Genomic DNA, 13,044 nt, shown 5'->3' with positions numbered 1-13,044 from the left:
AAAGGCTGAGCCGCAAGGCCCAGCCTTTTTTCGTCAAGCAAGCTCGGCCACTACAGCTGCCAGCGCTTGCGCCGGATCGGCTGCCTGCGCGATCGGCCGGCCGATCACCAGATAATCGGACCCCGCAGCCATGGCCTGGGCCGGAGTCAGGATGCGGCGCTGGTCGTCCAGCGCACTGCCGGCCGGGCGGATACCCGGAGTGACCAGCTGCAGCGTCGGGAACTGCGCCTTGAGCGGCACCGCCTCCTGCGCCGAACAGACCAACCCATCCAGCCCGGCTTGCGCGGCCAGACCGGCCAGCCGCAACACCTGCTCCTGCGGCGTGATATCCAGACCGATTCCGGCGAGATCGTTCTGCTCCATGCTGGTCAGCACTGTCACGCCAATCAGTAGCGGCGCGGGTCCGGCCATACCGGAAAGCGTTTCACGGCACGCCGCCATCATCCGCAGCCCGCCGGAGCAGTGCACATTGACCATCCACACACCCAGCTCGGCAGCGGCCTTCACCGCCATCGCGGTGGTGTTGGGGATGTCGTGAAACTTGAGATCGAGGAACACCTCGAAGCCCATTCCCTGCAATGCCTCGACCACCGCCGGACCACAACGCGTGAACAACTCCTTGCCGACCTTGACCCGGCAAAGCCGCGGATCGAGCTGGCGCGCCAAGGCCAACGCGGCATCGCGGGATGGAAAATCGAGCGCTACGATAATCGGAGTCTGGCAGGTCATGGCACGTCCTCGGAAAAGTCGGCGCGCATTGTCGCAGAAAACACCGGGCGCGACGAAAGCTGCAGATCGCGGTCAAAATCTCATGGGGTTTGACCTAGAGCGGTGACCCCAAAGCCGCACCGACGTAAAGTGCGCGGGGGGTCGCCACCCGAGCGGCCCCATTCACCACCCGCCTGGAGGAATAGCATGCCCTGGTATTTCTGGCTGATTCTGGTCGTCGCATTAGGGTCGATCGTCGGCAGTCTGTTGATGTTGCGCTCCACTGCCCGGAAAATTCCGCTGACCGACGAGCAGAAGAAGCGAATTGCCCAGCGCAATGCCGAGGCCGACGCGCAGGAGTCGCGCGATCGCTGACCGCCGACGAATGCCGGACCGCGATACCGGCTGACGTTTACAGATGCCCGCTGCGCTCAATAATGGCACTATGCCCGTTTGCCGCGTACATGCAGTTCTGGCAGGACTCCTTTAATGCAATCTCCCTACTCCATTGACGGCCCGGCCAAACCGAAGGCTAAGGCGATCTTTGCCCGTCGCATTCTCCCCGGCATGGTCGCGCTGCTGGTGGCGGCGATTGTTGCCGCCGCTTTTGCCATCGCTCATATCGCCCGCAAGATCGACCAGGACGCCCTGCAGCAGAGCCATTTCCTTGCCAGCAAGGCATTACAGGCACAGCACGACTGGATGAATCGCTCCATCGTCGATTACGCCTTCTGGGGCGACGCCTATTTGCATCTGAGCAAGCAGGTCGACGCGAACTGGGCTTACGCCCAAGCCAATCTTGGGCCCTCGCTGTACAAGGATTTCGGCTATGAGGCGATACTGGTAATCACCCCGTCGGGCGACACCTCGTACGCCGTGATTCACGGCGAGCTGCAGGCGGTGGATGCTTTCCAGTATTTGCAGCACGGCCTATCTGAGCTACTTGCTCGGGCCCGTGAGGCAGCAGAAGACGATGCCGGAGCCTCGGCCTTACTCTGGCTACACGGGCAACCTGCATTGGTCGCGGCTGCATCGCTGGCCACGGGTGGCGCCGACATCGAAGAGCACGAAGGGCCGCCATCCACGCTCGTCTTCGTCGACGTACTCGACGCCGAACGGCTTGAGGCGATCGGCGAGCAGTACGCTGTGGAGAAACTGAAGTTGCTTACCGATCCAGCGGATCATGCCGGGCCGGCGATTAGCCAAACCCTGGAGGATGGGACTGCGGTCTACTTCACCTGGACAGCCGCGCAGCCGGGCCGCCTGCTGCTACTGGTCACGCTGCCCGTTCTCGCCGCCGTGGCGCTGGGTCTTGGGCTGCTCGCCTGGCTGCTAGTGCGCCATGCGCTACGCGCGATGCACCTGCTCGATCTGAGCTACGCACGCCTCGCCTCCAGCCGCAGTGCATTGGCCGAGAGCGAGGAGCGTTTTCGCGATGTAGCCGAAGCGGCCTCCGACTGGATCTGGGAGACCGACGAGCAGGCCCGCCTGACCTTCCTCTCCAACCGCTTTCGGCAGATCACCGGCTACGAACCGAAGCAGTGGCTGGGCCGCCCCTTGCTGGAGCTGCTGATCACCGACAGCGCGGCACTGCGGAGCTGGCTCGAAGCGCCGGAGATCACGCCATTGCGCAGCAGTTACCGAGCAGCCGATGGCTGCGAGCGCTTCTGTCGCCTGGCCGCGCGCAGCATCCGGCACGACGGCGCACTGGTCGGCTACCGCGGAACGGCCAGCGACGTCACCGAGGAAACCAAGGCGCAGGCACGCGTCCAGTATCTTTCCCAGCACGATCCGTTGACCGGACTGCCCAACCGCAGCCGGTTGCGCGACTACCTCGAGCAGAACCTGGCGTCGCTGCGTAGCGGCTCGACCCTGACTCTGCTCTATATCGACCTCGATCGCTTCAAACCGGTCAACGACACCCTGGGACATGCGGCAGGTGATGAGGTCCTGATGGGCGTAGCGTCTCGCCTGCGCGAGCGCACCCGGGATGGCGACCTGGTGGCACGTCTCGGTGGCGACGAGTTCGTCGTCGCGCTGCACCGCATGAGCGAGGACGGCGGCATTGATCGCCTGTGCAATCGCATCATCGAGGCGCTCAGCGCACCCTTCATCTACGAAGACCAGCAAATCAGCATCGGTGCGAGCATCGGCGTTGCCCTGGCGCCTGACGATGCCTCCCAGGCCAACGAACTGCTACGTTGCGCCGACATCGCGCTCTATCAAGCCAAGGACGCCGGGCGAGGCACCTGGCGGGCGTACGGCAGGGAGATGGACCAGCGCCTGCATGAACGACTCAGGCGTGAAGAGGAGCTGCGCGTTGCGATAGCCGAGCAGCAACTGGAAGTCCATTACCAGCCACGCTACTTGAGCCAGAGCATGCAGATCATTGGCGCCGAGGCCCTGGTGCGCTGGCACCACCCCACGCAGGGCATGCTGCTCCCCGAACAGTTCATCCCTCTGGCCGAAGAGGCCGGATTGATCATCCCGCTCGGACGTTGGGTGTTGCACCAGGCCTGCCAGCAAGCCGCCAGCTGGCCGGTCGAAATGACCGTGTCGGTCAACCTCTCGCCGCTGCAACTGCACGATGATCGTCTGCTCGACGAAATAGCCCGCGCGCTTCGCGAGAACGGTCTGCCGGGAGAGCGTTTGGAGCTGGAGGTCACTGAAAGCGCGCTGCTCCAGGAGACGCAAAGCACGCTGGACGCACTCAAGCGCATCAAGGCGCTCGGCGTTCACCTGGCGGTAGATGACTTCGGCACCGGCTATTCGTCGCTGACCAACCTGCGTCATTACCCGTTCGACGTCATAAAAATTGACAACAGCTTCGTGGCTGGCATCGAGCAATCGACGGAAGACCACTCAATCGTGCGCGCGCTGATCGAGCTGGGCCGCGGGCTGCAGATGCGAGTAACCGCCGAAGGGGTAGAAACCGAGGAGCAACTACGCCTGTTGACAGATGATGGCTGTACTGAGGTACAGGGATTCCACATGAGCCTGCCAATGCCAGCCGAGGAACTGCGGCGGCTGCTCGCACGCCCGACTGATATCAGCTGAGGCCAGAATTGCAGGCGCGCTCCAATCAGCGCTTGAACTCGAATCGGATTTCGGCGCCGTCGATCAGTGCCTCGTCTTCATCCTCACCGGAGATCAGACGACCGCCGATCTGCATCGACTGAGACGCCTTGCCTTTTTCAAAAAGTGGCGGCAGCAACCGTGCAGCCTCGGCGCTGGGCGCGGGCATCAGCTCCTCGGCGAGCTCCTCCGGCAAGTGCAGATCAAGTTCGGCCTCGGGAAGGTCAACGTCCTCCGGCTTCGCTGGCGCAGGGCGTTTGGCTGGTGCAGCCCGCGGTACGGGTTCCGGTTCGGGAATACTGATCTGCACGTCTGGCGAAGCCGAGTCTTCGGACTCTTCGGGTGCAGCCAGTTCAATCTGCAGATCTGGCGGCTCCTCCGCTGGCTCAGAGGCAACCGGGGCCTGCTCTGGTTGCTCGACCGGCCTCGGCACATCCTCAGGCTCGGGCCTCGGATCATCACCACAGCCACTCAGCAAGGCCAACGAGATCAACAGCAGCAGCGGCCTTTGCATGAAATGAACCTCAGGACTGCGGGGTCAAAACGTTATTGTGCGTCCTGGCACAACTCCGAAGCCAGCTGCCCAAGTGTGCGCAGCGCGCGCTCGGTCTCGTTGTTCCAGGGCAGCCCACAGTTGAGACGAATGCAGTGATTGAATTGTTCAGTGTTACTGAAGATCAACCCCGGCGCGATGCTGATGCCCTGCGCCAGCGCCCGCACGTGAAGCTCCTGGGTATTGACCCGCACCGGTAGGCTGACCCACAGAATGAAGTTTCCCTTGGGCCGCGTCATCTGGGTGCCTTCCGGGAAGTAGCGTTGCACCGCCAGCTGGAAGGCACTGAGGTTCTTGCGGTACTCCTGGCGAATCGCCCGCAGGTGGCGGTCGTAGCCGCCATTCTCGAGATAAGCCGCCACGCCCATTTGCGTGACGCTGCAGGCGGAGTGAGTGCTGAACGTCTGCAGGCGCTCGATCTCCGGCTGATGCCGGCCAGCGATGACCCAGCCGATCCGCACGCCAGGCGAGAGCGTCTTGGAGAAGCTGGAACAGTAGATGACACGTCCGTCCCGATCATTGGACTTGAGCGCCTTGTACTGGCCCTGATCGAACATCAGTTCGCCGTAGATATCGTCCTCGACGATCTGGATGTCGAACCGCGCGGCCAGGCTCAGCAGCTGCTTCTGGCGATGGTCCGGCATGCTAACACCCAGCGGATTGCTCAGCCGCGCGGTCAGGACCAGCGCCTTGATCGGCCACTGTCCCGCCGCCAACTGCAAGGCTTCCAGACTCATGCCGGTATCCGGGTCGCTGGGTATTTCGATGACCTTGAGCCCCAGCAGATCGGCCAGCTGCAACAACCCGTAGTACGTCGGCGACTCGGCAGCAATCAGATCACCGGGCCTGGTAAGTACACGCAGCGACATCTGCAGCGCATCGACGCACCCATGGGTGATGACGATTTCACCGGAATCGACCACCACTCCGGCGTCACGCATTCGAATCGCTACCTGGCGACGCAAGGGCTCATAGCCAGGGCTGAACATGTAGCTGAACGCCCGTGGGCTCTGGAAGCGCGTGACCCTGGCCAGCTGCTGATGCAGCGCGCGAACCGGCAGATAGTCGACATGAGGTACTGCAGCCCCCAGCGGGATCAAACCCTCGCGGCGTGACTCGCTGAGCACCTGATTGATGATGCTACTGCGGGTAACCAGGGTTGGCCGTTCGACCTGGGCAATATCCGGCGTTGGCGCGGTGAGGACCGGCGTCTGGTGCACATAGAAGCCGGACTGCGGCCGTGCACGGATCATGCCCTGATCCTCGAGATTGGCATACGCCTGCAACACCGTCGCATGACTGACGCTGAGCCGCTGGCTCATCTTGCGCACCGAAGGCACGCGCTCGCCGGGCCGATACACACCGCGTCGGATGTCCTCGGCGAGCTGCTGGGCAATGCGCTGATAGAGCAACAGATTGGTCATCTCGCCGGTCTCCTGCCAACTGAACCGTAACAGTAGCTCAGGGCAGCCGCAGCGGACCAATACAGTTAAGCTGCGGATGGGCGAAACAGTCTATGCAGACAGCCTACTAGCGATCGGGGCCGAGATTGCCCGCAGCATCGGAAAACAGTATTTCTACGCGCCGATTCTGCGCACGCCCGCGCGCCGAAGCGTTTTCGGCGATCGGAAAACGCTCGCCGTAGCCGCGTACCTCGACGCGCTCAGCTTCGATGCCTAGGCTGATGAGCAGCTCGGCCACCGTTTGCGCCCGCGCGCGCGACAGTTCGAGATTGGCATGCGGGTCGCCACGGCTGTCGCTGTAGCCCTCGATGCGCACCTTGCGCTGCGGATTGAGCTGAAGGAAGTGCACCAGCTTGAGCAAGGTGCGGTTGGCCGAGTTGCCAAGCTCGGCACTGTCAGGGTGGAAGAGCACGTCACCCAGCGTCATCACCAGGCCGCGGTCGGTCTCACTGGCCGCCAGGCTCATCATCTGATCTTCCAGCCAGCGCCCCTGCTGTTCGGCAGTCATAAGACGGGCATCCTGCAGCATGCGCCGCAGCCGGTCGCGCTCCATCTCCAGACGCGCCACCTGCTCCTGATGCTGCAGCAATTCACCCTGTTGCGCGGCGATTTCGCTGTAGCGTCGGCTCAGGTAAGCGTAGTGCCGAGCATCCTCGGCCCCGCCCCAGTAGTCATTGAAGCGCTCGGCGCGCTGCAGGGTTTCCAGCGCACGCTGCAGGTCCTTCGGCGCGCTGCGCTGAACCATACTGTCGGCCTGGACGCGCTCCAGCGCTGCGGACGCCTGGGCGATTTCGTTTTCGGTGTCCGGGCTTGTGCAGCCGACCAGCGCCAGCGCGGCCAGGAGGAGGGAAATACTAGCCTTCACCGAACCTCTCCCAGCTGCTGGCGTAGACGCTGGATACGCCGAGTCAGATCGTCAATCTGCGCCTGGCGCTGATCCTTTAGCACTCGTGCCTCCGCCAGCCGCGCATCCAGCTCCGCCTGCTCGGCCAACATGCGCGCCTCGCGATTGTCGCCAGCCGCCAGCGCTGCACGAGCTGCGCTCAGGTTGCTTTCGGCCCTTACCAGCTCCTCATAAGCTTCGGAAGCTTCCATGGAACGGGCTTGTGCCACGGCCTGCTCGCTTAGGCGCAGCTGTTCGGTCGGGACGGGATCATTGGCACAGCCGCCCAGCATGAGCAAGGCGAGCGAGGCACTAAGGACTAAACATTTCAACACGGCGAATCCTAGTTCTTCGGAGCGCTTGCCCGCTCCGACTGCTGGTTCTTCCAGACTGTCAAATTATGCGCCACCAACTGCTCCGGCACGCCGGCGGCACGCAATTCTGTCATCTTCCGCGCCAGTTGTCCGCGCAGCCAGGGATCATTGCAGGCGGAGTCATGTGAGATGGCAAGGTGCATGTCTCTGGCGGCAACCGGAGGTTCAAGACGCTGAACCTTGTCCAGCACGCCTGCCGCATCGGCTGCAGCGATAGCGCTATAGCGCTCATGCAACAGGTAATCGGCACCACCCGCCACTAGCCTCTGCAGCCCCTGAGATAGACTGGCAACCTGTTGCAACTGCAGATTGCCCTTGGCGAAGGCGTCGAACTCACTGCCCAAGCGGCTCGCCCCAACCGTCATACCTGTGTGGCCTCGCAAATCTTCGCGACTCGCGTAGAAAAACCCAGGCTCATTTCGCACCCAGGCCACGGTCTGCAGCTGCAGGATGGAGGGGTGGACGAAATCCATCTCCTCGAGCCGCTGCACGGTCAGGGTCGCATCCGCCAGCACATCGACCCGCCCACTGCGCACTTCGTCGAGCGCCTTGGTCCGGTCCCCGGTGTAAAGCAGATCCAGCTTCAGATTGAGCGACTTGGCGATCTGCCCGAGCAGATCGGCATTGGCGCCCATCAGGCGCTTCGGATTCTGCGGGTCGCGCCAGAGAAACGGTGGGTTGTCGGCTGCGCCGGTAGCGACCAGGCGGTCGCACTTTCCCGCGGCTGCTGCCGGAAGTGGCGTTGCCAACACCAACGCGATCAACACCGTTTTCAACGGAAAAGCGAAACGCATGAAAATCCCCTTGTTGCGCGATTGAACCGATGCCGATCGGGTTTAGCCGATGTTACACCGGCAAACCCGTCCATCCCCCATGAAAAAACCCGCTACATGAGCGGGTTCTTTCCTGCAGCGCTGGGCTTCAGACCAGCTTCTCCAGCTCCGGCACGATCTCAAACAGATCGCCAACCAGGCCGTAGTCAGCTACCTGGAAGATCGGGGCTTCCTCGTCCTTGTTGATCGCGACGATCACCTTGGAGTCCTTCATACCGGCCAGGTGCTGGATGGCACCGGAGATGCCGACCGCGATGTACAGCTGCGGTGCGACGATCTTGCCGGTCTGGCCGACCTGCATGTCGTTGGGCACGAAGCCCGCATCGACCGCGGCGCGCGAGGCACCAACCGCAGCACCGAGCTTGTCGGCCAGCGAGTACAGGTGCTTGAAGTTGTCACCGTTCTGCATGCCACGGCCGCCAGATACGACGATCTTGGCAGCGGTCAGCTCAGGACGATCCGACTTGGCCAGCTCTTCGCCAACAAAGGCGGATTTGCCGGCATCACCGGAGCCGGAGATCTGCTCGACCGCAGCCGAACCTCCAGTGCCATTGACGGCATCGAAGCCGGTAGCACGCACGGTAATGACCTTGATCGCGGCGCTGGACTGCACGGTAGCGATGGCGTTACCGGCGTAGATCGGGCGCTTGAAGGTATCGGCGCTTTCAACCGCGATGATCTCGGAGATCTGGTCGACGTCCAGTTGAGCGGCAACGCGCGGCAGGAAGTTCTTGCCGTTGGTGGTCGCTGCAGCCAGCACGTGGCTGTAGTTCTTAGCCAGGTCGGCGATCAGCGGTGCAACGTTTTCCGGAAGCTGATTGGCATAGGCCGCATCGTCAGCGACCAGTACCTTGGCCACGCCTTCGATTTGAGCGGCTGCTTCGCCAATGGCACCGCAGCCGCTGCCGGCCACCAGTACGTGAATGTCGCCACCGATGGCCTTGGCTGCGGCAACGGTGTTCAGAGTAGCGGCCGCGAGGACGGCGTTGTTGTGTTCAGCGATAACCAGGATAGTCATTTAGATTACCTTCGCCTCGTTCTTCAGTTTCTCGACCAGTTCAGCCACGGACTTGACCTTGATACCGGCGCTGCGGGCAGCCGGTGCTTCGACTTTCAGGGTCTTCACGGTAGAGGCGGTGGCGACACCCAGCGCATCGGGAGTCAGCACTTCCAGCGGCTTCTTCTTGGCCTTCATGATGTTCGGCAGCGACGCGTAGCGCGGCTCGTTCAGACGCAGGTCGGTGGTGACAATCGCCGGCAGGCTCAGCGCGACGGTCTGCAGACCGCCATCGATTTCGCGGGTCACGTTGACCTTGTCACCAGCCACTTCCACCTTGGAAGCGAAGGTGCCCTGGGCATAACCGGTCAACGCACCAAGCATCTGCCCGGTCTGGTTGTTGTCGCTGTCGATGGCCTGCTTGCCGAGGATGACCAGCTGCGGCTGCTCCTTGTCGACCACGGCCTTGAGCAGCTTGGCGACAGCCAGGGAGTTCAGTTCATCGTTGGACTCGACCAGCACGGCGCGGTCGGCGCCCAGCGCCAGCGCGGTGCGCAGCTGCTCCTGGGCAGCGGTCGGACCGATGGAGACGACAACGATTTCGCTCGCCACGCCCTTCTCTTTCAGGCGAACGGCTTCTTCCACGGCAATTTCGCAGAAGGGGTTCATCGACATCTTGACGTTGGCGAGGTCAACGCCGGAATTGTCCGCCTTGACGCGAACCTTGACGTTGTAATCGACCACTCGTTTGACAGCTACAAGAACCTTCATGGATTCCTCGTTACTCTCCGGTGAATAGAATTCCGCCGAGGCGAACCGAGCCTTGCTCGTGGCTGGGGTTTTGATAGCCGCTGCCCTGTTCGGCGAGTGCAAACCGTCCGTATCTTGACCGCAGGCCGCGGACGGGGTCAACAACGCATATGACCCGTCATAACGACGCGGTTCGAGCGATTCTAACAGGCTTCCAGAAAATTCAAACAAACGTTTGTATTGGACCGATTCGAGCGTCTATATATAATGCGCCGGCCCGGCTCGGTCAGGGACCGATCACAGCCCTCCACCACTTATATAACAACCAAGCCCTGAGTAGGAGAAAGCCCAATGGAACGCGAATACATGGAATTCGACGTTGTCATCGTCGGCGCCGGCCCTGCAGGCCTATCCGCAGCCTGCCGCCTGAAGCAGAAAGCCGCCGACGCTGGTCAGGAAATCAGTGTATGCGTCGTTGAGAAAGGCTCCGAAGTAGGCGCCCATATTCTATCCGGCGCAGTCTTCGAGCCGCGCGCACTGAATGAGCTGTTCCCTGACTGGAAAGAGCTCGGCGCCCCGCTCAACACGCCGGTCAAGCGTGACGACATCTACCTGCTCAAGACCGCCGAAGCCGCCAGCAAGCTGCCCAACGCACTGGTCCCCAAGACCATGCACAACGAAGGCAACTACATCATATCCCTCGGCAACCTGTGCCGCTGGCTGGCCCAGCAGGCCGAAAACCTGGGTGTCGAGATCTACCCCGGCTTCGCCGCTCAGGAAGCGCTGATCGACGAGAACGGCATTGTGCGCGGTATCGTCACTGGTGACCTCGGCGTCGACCGCGAAGGCAATCCCAAGGAAGGCATGTACACGCCAGGCATGGAGCTGCGCGCCAAGTACACGCTGTTCGCCGAAGGCTGCCGCGGTCACATCGGCAAGCAGCTAATCAACCGCTTCCAGCTCAACGCCAACGTCGACCCTCAGCACTACGCCATCGGCATCAAGGAACTCTGGGACATCGACCCGGCCAAGCATGAGCAGGGCCTCGTCGTGCACACCGCGGGCTGGCCGCTGAACGACGAAAACACCGGCGGCTCCTTCCTGTATCACCTGGAAAACAACCAGGTGGTCGTCGGCCTGATCGTCGACCTGTCGTACAGCAACCCGTATCTGTCGCCGTTCGACGAATTCCAGCGCTACAAGCATCATCCGGTGATTAAGCAGTACCTGGAAGGCGGCAAGCGCGTTTCCTATGGCGCACGTGCGATCGCCAAGGGCGGCATCAACTGTCTGCCCAAGATGGTGTTCAACGGCGGCGCGCTGATCGGCTGCGATGCCGGCACCCTGAACTTCGCCAAGATCAAGGGCAGCCACACGGCGATGAAGTCCGGCATGCTGGCTGCCGAAGCCGCTGCGGACGCGCTGCTGGCCGGGCGCGAAGGTGGCGACGAACTGACCGCGTACGAAGAGGGCTTCAAGTCCAGCTGGCTGTACGACGAGCTGTACAAGAGCCGCAACTTCGGCGCTGCCATTCACAAGTGGGGCGCAATCAAGGGTGGCGCGTTCAACTTCATCGATCAGAATATCTTCGGCGGCAAGATCCCCTTCACCCTGCATGACACCAAGCCGGACTACGCCTGCCTCAAGACGACTGCCGAGTCGAAGAAGATCGACTATCCCAAGCCGGACGGCAAGCTGAGCTTCGACAAGCTCTCCTCGGTATTCCTCTCCAACACCAACCACGAGGAAGAGCAGCCGGTTCACCTGAAGCTGACCGATCCGAGCATTCCGATCGAGAAGAACCTGCCGATGTACGACGAGCCAGCACAGCGTTACTGCCCGGCCGGCGTTTACGAGGTCGTAAGCAACGACGATGGCAGCAAGCGCTTCCAGATCAACGCGCAGAACTGCGTGCACTGCAAGACCTGCGACATCAAGGACCCGGCGCAGAACATCACCTGGGTGGCGCCGGAAGGTACTGGCGGGCCGAATTACCCCAACATGTAAGCAACAAAAAAGGCTCCCTCGGGAGCCTTTTTTTATCGCCGTTGAAAGCGACATGCAGCGATCGCTATTCGGCACGACCAATGGGAAAGAACAGACCGCCGCTCCACACACCGAGCCAGCTCTCGCCATCCACGTCACCCGGCACGGCCAGATCCACCAGCTGATAGAACACGTTGCGATGAACAAGCGCCTCGAGATTGGCGCGCACGTGAATGTAGGGCGACGGCTCCTGGGTCTGCGGATCGAGGCTTACCCGCAGCGGATGCTCCTTACCCACCTCAACCTCATCATCGACGTTGGTGACGAAGCGCAGCAGCTGCCCTTCGCCCTCCCCACTAACATCCAGTCGCACCGCGACGAAGGGCGCGTCATCCACCCGGATCCCGACCTTTTCCACCGGCGTGACCAGAAAATAATCGTCGCCGTCGCGGCGAATCACGGTGGAAAACAGACGCACCATCGCTGCACGCCCGATTGGTGAACCCTGATAGTGCCAGGTCCCATCGCGCGCAATGCGCATGTCCAGATCACCACAGAACGGAGGGTTCCACAGGTGCACCGGCGGCAACCCTTTCTTCTCGCCAGCGGAAAGCTGCGCCAGCAGATCCCCAGCCTTGCCTGTATCGGTCATTCGGTCCTCCTCGGTTGAATGAGGTAATCGCCTGCTCCCGATACTGCCACATCACTCAACGTGACAGGCCCAACAACCGACGAGCATAGTCCTGCAAAGGCGGACGCAAGAGTTGTTCTGGTCTAGCGTCGTAGATGCCAAGCACACCGCCACGACTGCGAATACGGGCCGTATCGACCAGATAACGCGTACCGGTTTCCACCAGCATCAGCTGTACCACCCCGCTGTCGACGCCAAGCCGGTCCAGCGCGCGCTGATCATTCAGCTCATCGAAGCTGCCGATGCGGTCATCGGCGGCAGCGAATCGCAGGTACAGCAGATAATGGGCGCCAGCCTCAGAAGCCTGCCCCATCGCCTCCTCCAGCCCCATAGGATCTCGGGCCCGGCGGACCATCGGAAAGTATTCAACAAAGCCATTGAAGGCCTCTTCCGCGACGACATTTGGCCTCGGATAAACGTCCCCTGGCGGCACGAAATGGCCCTGAGCGATATAGATGAAAGAGTCAGGCTGCAGCCGCCAGGAGCTGGAACGGCGGGTCTCGCTATGATCGAGAATGCCAGCATCGCGCAGGTGATAGCGGGTGCCCTCGGCCATGTCGCTGACCTTCATGCAGCCCGCCAGCGCGAGCATTGCCAGCAGGCCTGGCACTCCTAACAGATAACGCATGGAACTTACCTCCAGTGGCCGGCGACGAAAAACCGACGATCCGACAGCCAATGCAGCATCCACGCCACTTCATGCCCTGGCAGGTCCGTTCCCGCAACGCTCT

General features: G+C 61.9%; 13 protein-coding genes. 3 read left to right on the top strand and 10 right to left on the bottom strand.

Annotation, left to right across the window (positions count from 1 at the left end):
• Nucleotides 1–33 precede the first annotated feature (33 nt).
• Nucleotides 34–729 (bottom strand): orotidine-5'-phosphate decarboxylase, encoded by a 696-nt coding sequence (gene pyrF / locus UIB01_RS07925; protein ID WP_038658593.1) that lies wholly within the window; start codon nucleotides 727–729, stop codon nucleotides 34–36.
• Nucleotides 730–915: 186 nt separating this feature from the next.
• Between pyrF and UIB01_RS22660 the strand changes: the two genes are divergently transcribed.
• Nucleotides 916–1,083 (top strand): DUF2897 family protein, encoded by a 168-nt coding sequence (locus UIB01_RS22660; RefSeq protein ID WP_011913707.1) that lies wholly within the window; start codon nucleotides 916–918, stop codon nucleotides 1,081–1,083.
• A gap of 114 nt (nucleotides 1,084–1,197) precedes the next feature.
• The gene (locus UIB01_RS07920; RefSeq protein WP_038658590.1) at nucleotides 1,198–3,765 is read left to right on the top strand and encodes a bifunctional diguanylate cyclase/phosphodiesterase; all 2,568 of its coding nucleotides are present in this window, start codon (nucleotides 1,198–1,200) and stop codon (nucleotides 3,763–3,765) included.
• Between the two features lie 25 nt (nucleotides 3,766–3,790).
• Here the strand turns inward: UIB01_RS07920 and UIB01_RS07915 are convergent, their stop codons facing one another.
• The 7 genes from UIB01_RS07915 to UIB01_RS07885 all read right to left on the bottom strand — a co-directional run bounded on the left by UIB01_RS07915 (nucleotide 3,791) and on the right by UIB01_RS07885 (nucleotide 9,657).
• Nucleotides 3,791–4,297 carry a hypothetical protein gene (locus UIB01_RS07915; RefSeq protein WP_038658587.1) on the bottom strand — a complete coding sequence of 169 codons (507 nt, stop codon included), beginning with the start codon at nucleotides 4,295–4,297 and terminating at the stop codon, nucleotides 3,791–3,793.
• 32 nt (nucleotides 4,298–4,329) lie between these two features.
• Nucleotides 4,330–5,760 (bottom strand): aminotransferase-like domain-containing protein, encoded by a 1,431-nt coding sequence (locus UIB01_RS07910; protein WP_038658584.1) that lies wholly within the window; start codon nucleotides 5,758–5,760, stop codon nucleotides 4,330–4,332.
• Nucleotides 5,761–5,866: 106 nt separating this feature from the next.
• Nucleotides 5,867–6,664, bottom strand: a complete 798-nt coding sequence (locus UIB01_RS07905; protein WP_038658580.1) for an OmpA family protein — start codon at nucleotides 6,662–6,664, stop codon at nucleotides 5,867–5,869.
• Nucleotides 6,661–6,975, bottom strand: a complete 315-nt coding sequence (locus tag UIB01_RS07900; RefSeq protein ID WP_180983560.1) for a DUF4398 domain-containing protein — start codon at nucleotides 6,973–6,975, stop codon at nucleotides 6,661–6,663. The genes UIB01_RS07905 and UIB01_RS07900 overlap by 4 nt, the downstream gene beginning before the upstream one ends.
• 50 nt (nucleotides 6,976–7,025) lie before the next feature.
• Nucleotides 7,026–7,850: a substrate-binding periplasmic protein gene (locus UIB01_RS07895; protein WP_038658575.1), complete on the bottom strand. Its 825-nt coding sequence runs from the start codon at nucleotides 7,848–7,850 to the stop codon at nucleotides 7,026–7,028.
• A 127-nt stretch (nucleotides 7,851–7,977) separates the two neighbouring features.
• Complete coding sequence (locus tag UIB01_RS07890; RefSeq protein WP_038658572.1) at nucleotides 7,978–8,907, bottom strand: electron transfer flavoprotein subunit alpha/FixB family protein; 930 nt, start codon at nucleotides 8,905–8,907, stop codon at nucleotides 7,978–7,980.
• Nucleotides 8,908–9,657, bottom strand: a complete 750-nt coding sequence (locus tag UIB01_RS07885) for an electron transfer flavoprotein subunit beta/FixA family protein (RefSeq protein WP_024161593.1) — start codon at nucleotides 9,655–9,657, stop codon at nucleotides 8,908–8,910. It lies immediately after the preceding gene.
• Between the two features lie 330 nt (nucleotides 9,658–9,987).
• On the opposite strand from UIB01_RS07885, the gene UIB01_RS07880 reads away from it, so the two are divergent.
• Nucleotides 9,988–11,643, top strand: a complete 1,656-nt coding sequence (locus UIB01_RS07880; RefSeq protein ID WP_038658563.1) for an electron transfer flavoprotein-ubiquinone oxidoreductase — start codon at nucleotides 9,988–9,990, stop codon at nucleotides 11,641–11,643.
• A gap of 64 nt (nucleotides 11,644–11,707) precedes the next feature.
• Here the strand turns inward: UIB01_RS07880 and UIB01_RS07875 are convergent, their stop codons facing one another.
• Both UIB01_RS07875 and UIB01_RS07870 read right to left on the bottom strand, forming a co-directional pair.
• Nucleotides 11,708–12,274 carry a DUF1285 domain-containing protein gene (locus UIB01_RS07875; protein WP_038658560.1) on the bottom strand — a complete coding sequence of 189 codons (567 nt, stop codon included), beginning with the start codon at nucleotides 12,272–12,274 and terminating at the stop codon, nucleotides 11,708–11,710.
• A gap of 55 nt (nucleotides 12,275–12,329) precedes the next feature.
• Nucleotides 12,330–12,941, bottom strand: coding sequence for a DUF4823 domain-containing protein (locus tag UIB01_RS07870; RefSeq protein ID WP_038658557.1), 612 nt, complete (start codon nucleotides 12,939–12,941; stop codon nucleotides 12,330–12,332).
• Between the last annotated feature and the right edge of the window lie 103 nt (nucleotides 12,942–13,044).

Source organism: Stutzerimonas decontaminans (genome assembly GCF_000661915.1).
Taxonomy (GTDB): domain Bacteria; phylum Pseudomonadota; class Gammaproteobacteria; order Pseudomonadales; family Pseudomonadaceae; genus Stutzerimonas; species Stutzerimonas decontaminans.
Note: the sequence above shows the minus strand (reverse complement) of the source record. Positions and strands in the feature narration are given on the sequence as shown.

Excerpts from the sequence above, each read along its gene's own strand:
- UIB01_RS07880 (WP_038658563.1), top strand. The coding sequence starts at position 9,988 with ATGGAACGCGAATACATGGAATTCGACGTTGTCATCGTCGGCGCCGGC.
- UIB01_RS07900 (WP_180983560.1), bottom strand. The coding sequence starts at position 6,975 with ATGCTGGGCGGCTGTGCCAATGATCCCGTCCCGACCGAACAGCTGCGC.
- UIB01_RS07895 (WP_038658575.1), bottom strand. The coding sequence starts at position 7,850 with ATGCGTTTCGCTTTTCCGTTGAAAACGGTGTTGATCGCGTTGGTGTTG.
- UIB01_RS22660 (WP_011913707.1), top strand. The coding sequence starts at position 916 with ATGCCCTGGTATTTCTGGCTGATTCTGGTCGTCGCATTAGGGTCGATC.
- UIB01_RS07915 (WP_038658587.1), bottom strand. The coding sequence starts at position 4,297 with ATGCAAAGGCCGCTGCTGCTGTTGATCTCGTTGGCCTTGCTGAGTGGC.
- UIB01_RS07875 (WP_038658560.1), bottom strand. The coding sequence starts at position 12,274 with ATGACCGATACAGGCAAGGCTGGGGATCTGCTGGCGCAGCTTTCCGCT.
- UIB01_RS07920 (WP_038658590.1), top strand. The coding sequence starts at position 1,198 with ATGCAATCTCCCTACTCCATTGACGGCCCGGCCAAACCGAAGGCTAAG.
- UIB01_RS07885 (WP_024161593.1), bottom strand. The coding sequence starts at position 9,657 with ATGAAGGTTCTTGTAGCTGTCAAACGAGTGGTCGATTACAACGTCAAG.
- pyrF (WP_038658593.1), bottom strand. The coding sequence starts at position 729 with ATGACCTGCCAGACTCCGATTATCGTAGCGCTCGATTTTCCATCCCGC.
- UIB01_RS07890 (WP_038658572.1), bottom strand. The coding sequence starts at position 8,907 with ATGACTATCCTGGTTATCGCTGAACACAACAACGCCGTCCTCGCGGCC.
- UIB01_RS07870 (WP_038658557.1), bottom strand. The coding sequence starts at position 12,941 with ATGCGTTATCTGTTAGGAGTGCCAGGCCTGCTGGCAATGCTCGCGCTG.
- UIB01_RS07910 (WP_038658584.1), bottom strand. The coding sequence starts at position 5,760 with ATGACCAATCTGTTGCTCTATCAGCGCATTGCCCAGCAGCTCGCCGAG.